13 protein-coding genes are annotated in these 14,687 nt (G+C 36.2%); 5 read left to right on the forward strand and 8 right to left on the reverse strand.

The genetic code is table 11. The features are described from left to right. Nucleotide 1 precedes the first annotated feature (1 nt). From RBU60_RS02740 to RBU60_RS02750, 3 genes are all read right to left on the reverse strand, one after another. Nucleotides 2–4,351 carry a CusA/CzcA family heavy metal efflux RND transporter gene (locus RBU60_RS02740; RefSeq protein ID WP_308863127.1) on the reverse strand — a complete coding sequence of 1,450 codons (4,350 nt, stop codon included), beginning with the start codon at nucleotides 4,349–4,351 and terminating at the stop codon, nucleotides 2–4. 217 nt (nucleotides 4,352–4,568) lie between these two features. Continuing rightward, entirely contained in the window at nucleotides 4,569–4,883 is a 315-nt protein-coding gene (locus tag RBU60_RS02745) for a DUF6660 family protein (protein WP_308863128.1), read from the reverse strand. A 225-nt stretch (nucleotides 4,884–5,108) separates the two neighbouring features. Further along, nucleotides 5,109–5,651, reverse strand: coding sequence for a DUF3347 domain-containing protein (locus tag RBU60_RS02750; RefSeq protein WP_308863129.1), 543 nt, complete (start codon nucleotides 5,649–5,651; stop codon nucleotides 5,109–5,111). 169 nt (nucleotides 5,652–5,820) lie between these two features. Here RBU60_RS02750 and RBU60_RS02755 point away from each other — a divergent pair, with 169 nt between their 5' ends. The 3 genes from RBU60_RS02755 (at nucleotide 5,821) to RBU60_RS02765 (ending at nucleotide 9,171) form a co-directional block, all read left to right on the forward strand. Next, nucleotides 5,821–6,201 (forward strand): S24 family peptidase, encoded by a 381-nt coding sequence (locus RBU60_RS02755; protein WP_308863130.1) that lies wholly within the window; start codon nucleotides 5,821–5,823, stop codon nucleotides 6,199–6,201. Beyond that, complete coding sequence (locus RBU60_RS02760) at nucleotides 6,198–7,457, forward strand: Y-family DNA polymerase (protein WP_308863131.1); 1,260 nt, start codon at nucleotides 6,198–6,200, stop codon at nucleotides 7,455–7,457. The genes RBU60_RS02755 and RBU60_RS02760 overlap by 4 nt, the downstream gene beginning before the upstream one ends. 1,249 nt (nucleotides 7,458–8,706) lie before the next feature. Beyond that, nucleotides 8,707–9,171, forward strand: coding sequence for a hemerythrin domain-containing protein (locus RBU60_RS02765; RefSeq protein WP_308863132.1), 465 nt, complete (start codon nucleotides 8,707–8,709; stop codon nucleotides 9,169–9,171). A gap of 151 nt (nucleotides 9,172–9,322) precedes the next feature. Here RBU60_RS02765 and RBU60_RS02770 read toward each other — a convergent pair whose 3' ends face one another. Beyond that, nucleotides 9,323–10,219, reverse strand: a complete 897-nt coding sequence (locus RBU60_RS02770) for a DUF6929 family protein (protein ID WP_308863133.1) — start codon at nucleotides 10,217–10,219, stop codon at nucleotides 9,323–9,325. Nucleotides 10,220–10,447: 228 nt separating this feature from the next. Here RBU60_RS02770 and RBU60_RS02775 point away from each other — a divergent pair, with 228 nt between their 5' ends. Both RBU60_RS02775 and RBU60_RS02780 read left to right on the forward strand, forming a co-directional pair. After that, entirely contained in the window at nucleotides 10,448–11,353 is a 906-nt protein-coding gene (locus tag RBU60_RS02775; protein ID WP_308863134.1) for a hypothetical protein, read from the forward strand. A gap of 221 nt (nucleotides 11,354–11,574) precedes the next feature. Next, nucleotides 11,575–11,736, forward strand: coding sequence for a DUF1328 domain-containing protein (locus tag RBU60_RS02780; protein ID WP_308863135.1), 162 nt, complete (start codon nucleotides 11,575–11,577; stop codon nucleotides 11,734–11,736). A gap of 296 nt (nucleotides 11,737–12,032) precedes the next feature. Here the strand turns inward: RBU60_RS02780 and RBU60_RS02785 are convergent, their stop codons facing one another. The 4 genes from RBU60_RS02785 to RBU60_RS02800 form a co-directional block, all read right to left on the reverse strand. Then, nucleotides 12,033–12,995 carry a universal stress protein gene (locus tag RBU60_RS02785; RefSeq protein ID WP_308863136.1) on the reverse strand — a complete coding sequence of 321 codons (963 nt, stop codon included), beginning with the start codon at nucleotides 12,993–12,995 and terminating at the stop codon, nucleotides 12,033–12,035. An 858-nt stretch (nucleotides 12,996–13,853) separates the two neighbouring features. After that, complete coding sequence (locus RBU60_RS02790; RefSeq protein WP_308863137.1) at nucleotides 13,854–14,084, reverse strand: pirin-like C-terminal cupin domain-containing protein; 231 nt, start codon at nucleotides 14,082–14,084, stop codon at nucleotides 13,854–13,856. A 10-nt stretch (nucleotides 14,085–14,094) separates the two neighbouring features. Next, nucleotides 14,095–14,337 carry a hypothetical protein gene (locus RBU60_RS02795; RefSeq protein WP_308863138.1) on the reverse strand — a complete coding sequence of 81 codons (243 nt, stop codon included), beginning with the start codon at nucleotides 14,335–14,337 and terminating at the stop codon, nucleotides 14,095–14,097. Between the two features lie 40 nt (nucleotides 14,338–14,377). Beyond that, nucleotides 14,378–14,578: a pirin family protein gene (locus RBU60_RS02800; protein WP_308863139.1), complete on the reverse strand. Its 201-nt coding sequence runs from the start codon at nucleotides 14,576–14,578 to the stop codon at nucleotides 14,378–14,380. Nucleotides 14,579–14,687 lie beyond the last annotated feature (109 nt).

Raw genomic sequence — 14,687 nt, forward strand, 5'->3', positions numbered from 1 at the left:
TTTAATTTTTAAAATATTGTATTTCAAAGCTGTGAGTGAGGTAATTTTCTAAAGCAGTCATTGCATCCTGCTCAATCTGGATGGCATCACGCATCATTTGAGTGAATCCCGTATAATTTACGACTCCTTCCTTATAAGTCATTAATGCACCTTCGCGTTGTTCTATGGCTAAAGGCAGACTTTCTTCCTCATAAAGACGCCAGGTACGCTGCCATTTTTTATATGTTTCCCAAGCTTGTAGGTAAGTGCTTTCTAATTGACTTTTGGTGAACTCGGCTTGTGTGGTTGCAATTTGCTGATTTATTTTTGCGGTTTGAACACGGTTTCGCTCTGTTCCCGAAAATAACGGAATTGAAATTCCGGCTTGATAGCTGTAAAAATCGGTGGAGCCATTTACTTTTTGCCAACCTCCTTGAAGATTGAATTTAGGCAAACGGTCTGCTTTTGCAGCCTTAAATTCCGCTTGGTAAGCCTCAATTTGCTGCTGCGAAGCCTGATATTCGGGATGGTTTTCCATTTTAAACTCTTCTCCCAAAACGATGAGGTCTTCTTCCTTAAAGTTTAAAGGAACACTATAGAATTCATCGGTCATCAACCATAAATTAAATTGCTGCAAACTCACCAAATAGTCTTGTTTTGCTTGTTGCAACTTATTTTGAATCTGCAAGGCTTGATTTTTAGCCGAAGCATAGGTGAGTCTAGAAATAGCTTCTACCTCATAATTAAGTTCTACCGCCGTGGTGAACTTTGTATAAACCGAATCTAATTCTTGGTATAAAATAAGTTCCTTTTGCGCTATAAAAACAGATTTCCAAGCCTGCTGCACTTCCTTTTTCACTTCCAATTCTGTCAGTTGATAGGCAGTTTCGGCTAACTTTACTTGTTGTTCAGCCAATCGTTTTTTAGCACCAATCCCAAAGAGATCAATCCTTTTTTGTCCCAAACCTACCAAAGTATAAGTACCTCGACCGCTAGAAATTTCCTCGCCACCCGTAAAGATTTCAGTCGTACCAAAATCATAGGCCAAAGAGGAAAGCTGTTGTTGCTTTTCAATTGCCAGTTGCCCTGTTTTTAGTAAAGGATAATTCTTTTCAGCCAAATCTACCGCCTCTTGTAAGCTAATTACCGTCAACGAATCTTTCTTTTCTAGCTTTTGCTGAACTTGTGCCGAACTCCATTGAGGAATCGCAATAGCGCCGAGGAGTATTGCAGTGGCGATCATGTTTTTATTAATTTTCACTCTTTCTGCTCGTTTTTCGATCCACTGGTAAAAAATGGGAAGAATAAACAGCGTAAGTAGAGTAGAAGTGATAAGTCCGCCAATTACTACTGTCGCTAATGGACGTTGTACTTCGGCTCCCGCAGATGCCGAAATGGCCATAGGTAGAAATCCTAGAATATCAGTTAAAGCCGTAAGCATAATGGGCCGAATCCTTCTTTTGGTTCCTTGGATAATTCGATCTTTCAAGTTGGTGACGCCTTCTTCTTTGAGTTCATTTAAGCCGCTAATCATCACCAGACCATTCAGTACGGCAACACCAAACAGAACAATAAATCCAACACCCGCCGAAATACTAAATGGCATATCCCGCAACCACAAGGCAAAAACACCACCAATGGTTGCCATAGGAATGGCAAAATAAATCATTAAGGTTTGTGAAAAAGATTTTAAGGCGAAGTAAATGAGTATAAATATAAGGATTAACGCAATAGGAACTACGGTTTGTAGCCTGTTGCTGGCGCGTTCCAAATTCTCAAAAGCACCTCCATACCGAATGTAATATCCGGGCGGAAGCTCAAATTCAGCATCTAAAATAGTTTTGATCTCTTCTACGACCGACTTTACATCTCGATTCCGAATATTGATTCCCACATAGGTTCTTCTATTCGTATTATCCCGACTTATTTGCATAGGGCCAGGTTCAAAATCTATGTTGGCTAATTCGCGTAGCGGAATTTGAGTTCCGTTGGCGAGCGGTACAAACAAGTTTTTAAGATCGTCTATATTCTGTCTATTTTCTTCTTTTAAACGAACGACTAAATCAAAACGTTTTTCTCCTTCAAAAATAACGCCTGCATGACCGCCTGCAAAAGAAGCTTGTACCAATTGGTTAAGCTGATTGATATTTAATCCATAACGCGCAATTTTATAGCGATCATAATCGATAGTAATTTGAGGAAGACCGCTGGTGGCTTCCACTTTCATATCGGCTACGCCACGAACGTTACCAATGAGTTTGCCCATTTCTTCAGCTTTGCTAGATAAGATTTCTAAATCTTCTCCAAAAAGTTTAATCGCCACATCTTCCCGTACTCCAGTAAGCAATTCGTTGAATCGCATTTCTATAGGCTGGGTAAATTCATAATTTACCCCGGGGACAATGCTAATGGCTTCCTTAATTTTATTTATCAGTTCTTCCTTTGAGGACGCCGACACCCATTCAGATTTAGGTTCTAAAATCAAAAAGGTATCAGAAATATCCATGGGCATAGGATCTGTAGGTACATCTGCAACCCCAATACGGCTAATTACATTTTTTACTTCGGGAAATTTAGCCTTAATGATTCGCTCTATCTGCGTGGTGGTTTTGGTAGTTTCCGTTAAGGAACTTCCTGGTTTTAAGATGACGTGGAAGGCAATATCACCTTCATCCAACTGCGGAATAAATTCTCCTCCCATACGGGTAAACATAAAGATAGCTAAAGCAAAAAGACCTACCGCAATCCCGACAATAAGCTTACTCTTTTTAAGTGTTTTTGTTAATAAGCCTTCATACTTATTTTGTGTGGCTAGGATAAACTTATCTCCGTAAGATTTCTTTGTCGTTTTTGGAGCTCTTAAAAACAGCGCTGAAACCATAGGAACGTAGGTAAGACATAACAACATGGCTCCAATCATCGCAAAGATAAAGGTAAGCGCCATCGGCTGAAACATTTTTCCTTCCACGCCTTCTAGAGCTAAGATGGGCAAGAACACGATAAGAATAATCAGTTGCCCAAAGAAAGCAGCATTCATCATCTTTTTAGACGATTTGGAAGTAATTTCATCCCGTTGGGAAGAGGTAAGCTTCTTTTTCTTGTTAATTTGACTATATATTAAAAAGACCGTACTTTCTACAATAATCACCGCGCCGTCTACAATAATCCCAAAATCGATGGCGCCCAAACTCATCAGGTTGGCCCAGACGCCAAAGGCATTCATCAGGATAAATGCAAAAAGCAAAGAAAGTGGGATGGTGGAGGCTACGATAAGTCCGCCGCGCCAATTTCCCAGCAATAATACCAAGACGAAAATAACAATAAGACCTCCTTCCAGCAGGTTTCTTTTTACTGTTCCTGTGGTTTCGGCAATCAATTCACTACGATCTAGAAATGGTTCTATAGATACTCCTTCAGGCAAAGATTTTTGAATTTGCTCTACCCGTTGGGTCACTTCTTTTATCACATTGTTAGAGTTGGCTCCTTTCAGCATCAACACCATTCCGCCAACGGCTTCCCCTTCACCATCTTTGGTTAAGGCACCATAACGCACCGCGCTACCAATAGTTACTTCTCCTATATTTTTGATCTTTATAGGAATGTTGTTTTGGGTTTTAACGACAATACTTTCAATGTCTGCTTTGTTTCTCGCTAAACCTTCTCCGCGTATAAAATTCGCTTGATGATTGCGTTCTATATAAGCTCCACCCGTATTTTGATTGTTGTTTTCTAAAGCAGTAAAGACATCAGAAATACTAATTCCAATAGCGCGAAGATCTTGCGGGTTCACGACTACTTCATATTGCTTTTTATTCCCGCCAAAGGCATTTACTTCAATCACGCCAGGAACCATAGCCATTTGTCGGCGTACAATCCAATCTTGCATGGTTCTTAACTCAGTTAAGGAATATTGATCTTTAAATTCTTCCTCAACCTCTAGGGTGTATTGATAAATTTCTCCGAGTCCCGTGGAGATCGGTCCCATTTCTGGCTCTCCAAAACCTTGGGGAATTTGTTTTTGTACTTCGGGGAGTTTTTCGCCTACCAATTGCCGTGGGAGGTAGTTGCCCATATCGTCATCAAAAACGATGGTCACTACCGAGAGACCAAACCTAGAAACCGATCTAATTTCTTTGACGTTAGGCAAATTGCTCATGGCAATCTCGACAGGGTAAGTCACAAATTGCTCTATGTCTTGGGTTCCCAGGTTAGGGGATTGGGTAATGACTTGTACTTGGTTGTTGGTAATATCTGGGACTGCATCAATGGGGACTTGGGACATACTCCAAATTCCGGCACCAATGAGTACGATGGTGAATAGACCAATCACAAACTTATTGTGAATGGAAAAATCAATGATTTTGTTAATCATGAATGTTAGGTTTAATTCAGTTAAATCAACTCTCTACAAGTAATACCAATTATATAGCTAATTTTAAAATATAATTGGTGTAAGCTTAGGAGTTCCGATTAAGAAAAGCTTGATTTTATATTTGTATATCTTTATTACCGATAGACTATAAAATCAAACGAATGAATTCCGCGAAAGCGAAATTGAAAAAAAGGACATAGGTATCCTTCTTACTGAATTAAACTCGGGGAGGTTGCAATAAACGCTGGGTGATTTCTTTGCCAGAATTGTCTATATGTGCAAACTGTTTCTTAGAGATCTCGTTGTTGATGGCTTCAAATTCATTTACCTGAAACTTGATCACATGCACATGGCAACAGTGGCACTGGCAAAAAGGCGGGCATAAATCTACGAAATCGTTATGAGAATGTCCCTCAACACTCGCAACATTTTCTATCACGTCATTTGAAAGATTTTCTTGCGCTACATCGTTGCAGGGAACAAAGTTGATCCCTAGGATGTAGATAGAAAATATAAGTGCAATAACTTTCAAAAATGTAATTTTTGTAAAATTACAAAATAATTAAATACAACTCCTTAAAGCAGCTTGTTTTCTTGCAAAGAAACCTTAAGAAGTTGTATGTAGTCTGTCTACGGCAAAGGAAAGTTCCCGAGAAAAAAACTCACTCTGACGTGCCTATCTAAACACAGAGGGCAGAGAGTCGAGACCCCTTTTCTGTTTCTAATGTTAAGATTCCCGTTTTCACGGAAATTAGAGTTACTTTATGGTTTCTTTTACTGAGCCACAATGCAACATTTTATCTCCAAAATAAGGATTCATGATTTCTTTGTTCGTAGCTAGCCAGAAACCGCCTTTATTATCAAAAGCCATAGGGCAAAACTGTTTATAGATTTCGCCACTTTCAATATTTCCGCTTAAAAAAGATTCCATTTTTTTAGTTAAGGTACTAAAAATAGTTCTTTGTTCTTCTAGGTCCCCGCTATTAGCAATTCTAGTGATGAGCTTTTGAATGTCTTTATCTTTAGTAGGATTTTCTTTTAAGAATTGCTTTGCCATAAAATTAGCTTCTTCTACATTAGAATTGACTAGGCTTCGTTTTAGTTTGCGATACGATAAGAAAGCAGCTTCTACCTCCTTAGTCTTAAAGCTTAAGATTTCGTTTTCTTTATCGGTTTTCTCTACCACTTTTTCTTTTTGAGTGTCTTTTTGAACTTCTTCTTTAGTTTTATCATCGTTTTTACAAGCGATAAGACTTATGCCGAAGATAAAGGTGGCGGTAAAAATTAAATTTCTTTTCATGAAAGTGATTTAAATAATTTGGGCTAAAAATAGGAATTGAAAATGAATTGCTTCTCATAAATTTAGATTTTCAGCTGTGAAAATATAGCTGAATCTTACTTCTTAAACTATTTTTAAAAATTAACTAGGATAAAATCCGCAGCAAAGGAATTATTCCTATTTTTGAGGTATGGAAGTAATTGATTTTGGTAAAATAAGGAGAAACAAGCCTAAGCATAAGGCAGAGGTTTCTATGCAAACAGGATTTCCGAGTCCAGCGACACACTATATGGAAACAAGCGTAGACCTTTCTGAGGTTTTGGTTAAAAATAGAGAGGCTACTTTTTACGTAAGAATTTCTGGAAGCAGCTGGGAAGCGTTTCAAATCTATAAAAATGATGTCTTGATTATTGACCGTTCGTTAGATTTTGTAAAAGGAAAAACCGCCTTGGTGGTAAAAGAGGGGCATTTTGAGGTGATGGAGTATCCTTATGCTTCACAAAAAGAATATAAAGAAGTAGAGCCTTTTGATTTGTGGGGAGTGATCACGCATGTTATTCATCAATTATGATAGGAATTATTGACTGTAATAGCTTTTATGCTTCTTGTGAACAGGTATTTAGACCCGATTTAAAAGGAAAGCCTGTCGTAGTGCTCAGTAATAATGATGGTTGTGTGATTGCGGCGAATAAAGAAGCTAAAGCTTTGACTCAGATTCCTATGTTTGAGCCGGTGTTTAAAATTAAGGATCAGCTGGTTAAACATGGGGTCACTTTTTTCTCGTCCAACTATACGCTTTACGGAGAAATGTCTGATCGAGTGATGCGAATTTTAAAAGAATTTTCTCCTTTGGTAGAGATTTACAGCATCGATGAGTCTTTTATAGACCTGTCTGGATTAGCACACATCGATTTAGAAGCATACGGACATCAAATTAAAGATCGGATTTTACGCTATACGGGCTTGCCTGTGGGTGTAGGGATTGCACCGACAAAAGTCTTATCCAAACTTGCCAACCGCCGCGCTAAGAAGGAAGAGGAAAACAATCATGTTTATGTTATGGACACGGAGGAAAAACGAATGGACAGCTTACAATGGGCGCAGACAAAAGATGTTTGGGGGATTGGGCGCAAGCATGCGAAAAGACTTCAGGAAATAGGAAAACACAGCGCTTTAGATTTTACAGAACTTCCTTTAAGTTGGGTTCGGGAACATATGACGGTAGTGGGGGAGCGTACTTGGCGAGAGTTGAAAGGAGAGGTTTGCCTTCCGTTACAAAGCGCTCCTCAACCCAAAAAGGCGATAGGAACCGCAAAATCTTTTGGAAAAAAACTAACTCATATCGATTTAATAGAAGAAGCTTGTTCTTATTATATCAATGAAGTGAGTGAAGTGTTGCGCAATCAAAAATGTTGTGCTAAATACCTGCAAGTGTTTTTGCAGACCAATTACCACAGTCAGGTAGATAAGCAATACCATAAAAGCATCACGGTCACTTTAGAAATGCCTACCAACAATACGTTTGCTTTGAATGTGCAAGGTAAAAAAGCCTTGCGATCTATATTTAAACCGGGATATCGGTATAAAAAAGTGGGCGTTTGCCTTAGCGGAATTATTCCCGAAAACTATGTGCAGACCAATTTATTTCAGCAAAATTCTGAAAAAGCAGGTTTAATGGATGCTTTTGACCGCATTAACCAAAAATTTGGAAAGTCTACTTTAGCTCCGGCTTTACTCCGAAAAGATAAAATAAAAGATTGGGAGCTGGTCAAAGAACAACGCAGTCCGCGGTACACGACGCAATGGAAGGAGCTGTTGAGTATTTAACGGTTCCTCAAGGTTCTTGATTCCTTTGAAAACGAGAGTTTTAACCTGTGGGACTATTTTACACAAAGAAGAAAATGCAAAGAACCCAAGTTTCTTAATTTTTATAATAGGGGAGAAGGCATTTCAAGTCTATAATGAAAAAAGGTATATCGCTTGAACTCTTAGGATTTAAAGCTAACTTTTTTACTCTAAATAGGAGTAGGACGAAAGACTCGACATGACTTCCTGAATCTTATTTAAGAGAAGCTCGATTGGAATTCTTACTCCTATAAAAACGGACCGCTTTATAAGCTCATAAAGTTGAAGTTTAAAAGAAAGGAAAATGAAAATATAAATTCAGAAATACCGCTTAAAAATTGAAGCACTTGGTCTCTAAAATCACCTAAAAACCACCATAGAAAAAGCTTATAGTTCCTAGAGTGACCTCAAATACAATAGCAAAGAGGAGGTTGAGAAAACAGAATATTTTAGGGTTGTGGGGACATGTACTGACATACTGACACTTCGATTTATATAATATTTTTAAAACATTATATACGAGCGTATTGAGTGTTATTTGTTAAAGTTTAAATTTATGTGTAATCTAGGTTATTTTTGAATTTTATTTTCTAAAGATTGACTTTTTAAAAGACGATTTTTACAATTAAATTTATATAAAATAAGCTTAATTTTTTTAAAATAGTTCTCCTTTTTATAAAATCTAGAGTCGTTAATCAACGCAAGTTATTTTCTGATTTTAACAAGACTTATTTTAGTGCTTTTTAAATAGTATTTATTGTTTTTTTTAGGAATTTTTCGTTCCCTTTTTCGGTTTCGTGTGCTAATAGAAAAGACAGGTTTCACTTTTAAATTGCAAGATTTTTAAATGAAATTCTGCTTTTTGTTGGAATGAAATTACTAAGTTTTGATTCTTAACTTAGGAGAAAGTCGAACTGAAAGTCGAGATAGAATTTGCAACTTTATAAAGACTGTTATAATATTTCAGATTGGAGCTCTTGCATGTAACTTTCATAAATCTAAAATTCTTAATTGGGTATCAAGAATCTCTTTTTGCAGAATAAAAGATCCTTAGCTTAGCAGATTCCTTCCAAACACGATTTAACTGAAGAGCAGATTGGTTATTTTATAGTTTTTCGAGTTACAATTCTGTATATTTCAACTTCAACTAGGAATAATACAATAAAGCAATTTGATTTTCTTTATTACATTTCCTATTAAATTATTTTAATAGCTTAAAAACTCTTTTAAAATGAATAAATTTCCAAAACGACATGAAGCTTTAGAACCTGTGAGCGAAGAGCATTATAAGGTTTTATTTTTTGGATGGAAAATTAGTGAAGGTTTGCGAAATGGAGTAGAAACTGCAAGAATTAAAGCCTATGCAGATTGGTTTCAAAAAAACTATTTGGAACCGCATTTTGAAATCGAGAAAAAATTTCTTTTTCCTATCCTGGGGTTAAAAAACGTACGAGTAAAAAAAGCCTTGGCTAACCATCGTCGACTTATGCGTTTATTTAACGAAACTGAAGAGGTGAACAAAGCGTTAAATAGGATAGAGGAAGAAGTAGGTCGTTACATTCGTTTTGAAGAACGTGTCTTATATAACGAGATAGAAGCGGCTGCTTCTAAGGAGCAGTTGCAAGAGATTGAAATGCAGCACCAAAAAATCGATCTTTCTGATCAAACTTGGAAAGATGAATTCTGGGTTTCTTAAGTTTTCATTATTTGTCGTTTGTCCAACTTATTCAACCTGGTTTTGTTTTTAAAAGGGTCTCGGTACGATTACTTTTTTGCTGACACTCCAAATTAATCACTCGACCTGACAAGTAAGTTCTATTGCTGAGGTGATTTTTTAAATGTAGAACTTACTTCAATGTCATGCGCACTTTTAAAATTTCAGAAGCTGCGCCATCGTTATCGGTGACTAGAACAAGATCGGTTTGGGTTTCGGAAATTATTTTATCGACAATAACCGACTCTACTTTTAAAGGAAATCTGGGATTGGGGATCTTTTTTACTAAAAAGTCAGTTGCGATTTCTCCGTTCTTAATTTCTATAACGCCTATAAAACTACCTAGCACTTCTCCGTCTTCATACGCATTAGGCGTGTCCTCTATAGAAGCCGTAAAAATAAAATAGGGTTTCTTCTTAAACTTAAAAGTAGTGGCGCCAGAGAAACCTGCTTCCAAGGTATTGATCTTTGGTAAAGAAAACAGCTTGGTTTTGGGAATAGGAAAGTCTGTTCCTGTTTTACAATAACTTATAAAGTCTTTGTAGGAAAAACTGAAGATGATGTTTCGTCCTCGATTAAAAAGATGCAGGGAGTCGCCATTCAGGGCGAGAGCTTCAATGTTTAACTCATAGCCTTGCATCAACGTCAAATTTCTTAGGTGATGATAAAATAAAGAGATGTCATAGTTGGTATAGCGAACTTCCTTTCCTAGCTCTACTAAAACACAAACATCGCGTTCGGGGAATTTAGAGCCAGAGCCAAAAACAAGCATCTGAGTTTCAGAAATCATTTCCATAGCTTCAAAATCGGGTTTATCAATTTTCGGAATAGTATCTTCTTGTACTTTTTCTGAAGAATAAATAGGAGTTGTAGAAAGGAGGTCAAAATTCTGGTCGATGTGAAATACATAAGGAGAATCATCTCCAATTACGTAAAAACCTTCCTTGACTTTCACTATTCCCGAAGCGCTAGGCACATTTTTTAAAATCTGCCAACTTTCTATTTCAATGTTTAATTCTAGGAGACGCAATGGGTTGTTTTTTTAGTGAAATTCTTGTTGATATTAATAATTAGCCTAACAAGTCTGCCGACTTTGGTTTCGACCAGTGCTGTTAAGACGTTTTTGATTTATTCTTTAAAAACTAAGAAAGCATTCGGTTCAAAAGTAGCATAAATTTTAGTATACTTAGAAGCTATTTGAAGACAAAAAAAATAGCTGAATGCGAGCAGCGGAATTCTTATTAACGAAAAACAAACTATGAAACACCTCAAATTAAACTTTGGAGATATAGCTCAGCCTGGGATTCTTTATTACGATAAAGAAGTTGAAAAAGCCTGCATCAATATATGCGAGACGCTAAATATTGATAATATGCCCGATTATGATTCTACCCATTATTTTGAATTGGAAAACGGGCAATTCAAGAAGAAAGTGATTGAGCCAGAAAATAAGTTAAAAGCCGGAGACAAGATTTTTGAGGATTTCTTGATTAAAAAATTTGATGCCGATACCAATAATGTATTGTTTGTCTTTAAGGGCGAAGTCTTGACGGGTACGGTGCACTTTTCAGATTACAATCAAACCAAAGTATTGCATGCGATTCAGGATGATGTACTTAGCTTCGAAAGGAATATGCGGCAATACCTCTTTCTTAAAAATTTTAGAAATGAGGATATGCTGGAGTATTTTAAATACCGAGCGGGAAAAAATGAACATTCCAGAAGGTATTATGAAGGTCGGCTACATCGATTAGAGAAACGAAAGGATGAACTAAATCAGTTGGGAGAATTTCAGATGTTTGATCTAAAGGACTTGTTGGAGTTTGGAAACGATTCTCAGTCTAATCATTTATTTCAGTACACCAAGATAGATTTACAGGGGAGAAGTATTCATGAATCAACGTTGGTGAATAGTTTACGGAATATGGCGATGCACGGAAAGAATCCCGTAGAGCTCGATGAAGAGTCCTCAGTATATTCTATAGAAAGTTTGGAGTATTTATTTAAAGGACTAAAAACTTTGGAAACCTTTACGTATCGCATTGAAAAATTAATAGCAGACCACGGCGATTATCAGAAATCGGTGCGAATGGATAATCGGAGTAAGCTAGAGATTATATACCAACATCATCCTAAAGCTTTGAATTACTTTATTTCGAATTAGAACACAATAGTAGTAGTAGGAGAGAGGAAGTTTCATAATAAGCGTTCTTACAGGGGACGGAGTGCTTGTTCTTAGGAATGTTAGGAAATCTTTGGTTTGTCGGTTCGATTATATTTTTATGAGTGATGTCATGAATATTTATTTTGTTAAAATGCATAAAAATAAGTTCAAGTAGTCTTAAAATCATGTACTTTTAATAGTGAATCTAAAAACGTACTATCATGTTAAAATGGCTTGTAATTTGTATTATCATCTCCATTGTTGCTGCAATTTTTGGCTTTGGTGGCATCTCTGACGCGGCAGCTGGAATTGCAAAAATAATTTTTGTGGTATTCATCATTATCACCATCATCGTCTTTCTGATCTTCAAAAAAGTTTTCTAAAGAGGAGTATTTGGTTAGAAATAGGTTTGTGGCTTCGATACAATTTTCTCTGGAAAATCACTCAGCCACCGTTTTTTTCAATAATTAGAATTTAAGGTGATGGAGTGCTCGTTTTTGATAGTTTAATTTATTTAAAACCTGATGCTTGGGGTATAATATGACCTTCATTCAAGCAATCGACGGGAAGAAAGAACCTTACCCTGTGTAGGCTTTGGTTTTTCTTTCCAAATTTAATTATAGCAATATATTTAACTTGACTTTAAAAAATCAGATTTGGAAGAACCCTTAATTCTGTTTTATTTAACAAAATCGGGTTTTATGGTCATTACAGGAATCTTTAGATTTCTAAAAACATTTGCCGTTGTTGAACCAACAAACATACGAGCTAATTTACTGTGACCGTGTGTGGCCATAACGACCAATTGTCCGTTCTTTTCGGCATATTCTACTACCGCTAAGTGTGCTGAATCTCCCTTTTTAACTACAATAGAAATGTCTACGGTGTTTCCGTTTTTATCTTCTAACTGAAAGGGTTCATTGGCTGATTTAGGCTCTTCTTTAAACTGAAGTTTTGAAGTTCCCTGTTTAATATACTCTTGTAAGCCTTTAAGAATATAGCCTTTAATCGCCTCATCTTTTTGTACATAAGGTTTAAATTCTCCCATCATAGGATTGATGAAATTAGTTTTTGAAACACTCAATAACTCTATCTTAGCATTTCTTTTAACCGCCAAACTATAAGCCAGCGGGAGGGCTTCAAGGGAAACATCAGAACCATCTGTGGGAACAATTATTGTTTTTAGGTTGGTGGCACTATCTTTTAAAATACTCCATACAGGCGTGCGTGAAATGCGCATCAATTTTTCTGTCACACTTCCTTTATTAAAAATAGAATGTCCTTCTCCGCGAGAGGCGATCATGATTAAATCGTAGTTGCCTTCTATGGCACAAGCTTTAATTTCATCAGCTGGTTTTCCGGTTTTTAAAATGGTTTTGCCTCTGTATTTTTCAGGAATGTTATCTTTTAACTCGGTTTCCATTTTCTCCTTAATGCTGTTCCTATATTTCTTTTTTGTTGATTCATCGATAGGAAGTGACGTGGTGTGCACATCCACTGAAAAATATTTAGGTTCTTTGAGGATATGAACTAAATCTATGGTTGCTTCAAAGTTTTTGGCAATCTCTTCTGTAAAATCGTACACCGCAGAAGCGCTATCAGAAAAATCGGTGGCGACTAAAATCTTTTGGAATGTGGACATCATTAAGGGTTTCAATAAAATTTGACACTAATATTTACTCAAAGCTACACAATTAAGTAGCCTTATAAAATGATAAATATCATATTTTAGGACTTATAGGAGTGTTTAAAGAATAAAATAGAGCAATTCAGCTACTTGGGAGAGATCCCTGTACTCAATTGCAAAAATTAAAGTTGATAGAGTGTTTTTATGGTAAAGTAATTTTGAACTCATGATTAACTCAAATAAAAATTAGAATGTATTGCTTTGCGTTTAATATTAGGTATAAATCAAATTTAAATCATCCTCTTACGAGTTGTAAAAATTAATAAGCCCGAATAATGGTCATGCCTTCTAAATAACGTCTGCCGCCCAGCCAATTAACAAGTGGTCACTGAACTTATCATGTTTGTCATACTTCAAACATTTTTTACATAAGGCTGCACTTTCTCGATACTTCGTCAGGGATTCATTTGCATATTCATACCTTATATTAGTTTGATGTTCTCCTCTGTAGAACAAGATAGTTGGGTCGGTTCCACGATCTTAAAAACAGTTACATAAAGATTTTCAGCCGTTCGTAACAAGATTAGTTACGTGTTTTAGATACCTAATTTAGCAAATACAAACCTAAGGATCGGCAGGTAGAAAATCCTTGATTTCATATGCTTCTAGATTTGTAGCTTGTAGTAGTAATTAATTTTATACGATATTTTGCTTTCCCTTTTAATTATATCATCAATAAGCATCAAGACATCTTCCCTATAATTTGAAAAAATAGATGCTGCATTATTTTTTCTTCTAATTCTCTTTGTATGTAAAAAAGACTATATACTATCTAATTTTTTATAAGAGATTTGTTTTTTTTATGTAAGCGGGTTAATCTTCTAAAGATCCAAACTTATACTCATTGAAGTCGTTAAATGTTTCTTTCAGTTCCTGTTTAGTATTCATCACAAAAGGACCTTGGGCTGCAATAGATTCGTTAATGAGTTTGTCGCTTAAAACCAGTACAAAAGTATCATCGCTTGCTTCAATTTCAAAAGATTCGCTTTCGTTGGTCATTAATGCCAAATGGTCTGTTGGTATTTTTTCTTTCCCATTGACCACAATGTTTCCTTCAAGTACTAAGAAGTACCGTGCTGTATTCTACTGGAAAATAAAAATCAGCTTTTCCTCTTTTTTTCAGTTTGGCATTGAACAAATTTACAGAAGTAAAAGTAGTGGCCGATCCTTTTGTACCTTTGTATTCACCAGCGATATCTTCAATAGCTCCAGCATTAGTAGGCAATTCGAATCGGTTGATAATTGCGTATTTTATGACTTGATATTTCGGATCGTTTGCTTTGTTCTTGGCGGGCAAATTTATCTAAAACTGTACCATTTGAAAGTCGCCCCCTTTTTTACTCCATTCCTCTTCGAGGTATTCTTTGTGTAATACACATTTGGCTATTGTCGTGATTGGCCACCTTGTCTTTGTAGGCTATTATTACCGTCTCAAGATCTTTGTGAGGATGCACACCGATGCCTTTTGGTTTATCGGAAGGTAGAAATTTATGGGTTGAATTATAATCCAACATAATAAAAGGGCTTATCCGCTGCATATTTGTAAGCTTCCCCAAAATTAGGACAAATAGAAGTTATAATTAATTTTAAATTTGTCAACTATGAAACAAAGTAAATTTAGTCCACAACAGATTGTAAAAATCCTAA

This window comes from Mesonia profundi, assembly GCF_031085155.1.
GTDB classification, from domain to species: domain Bacteria; phylum Bacteroidota; class Bacteroidia; order Flavobacteriales; family Flavobacteriaceae; genus Mesonia; species Mesonia profundi.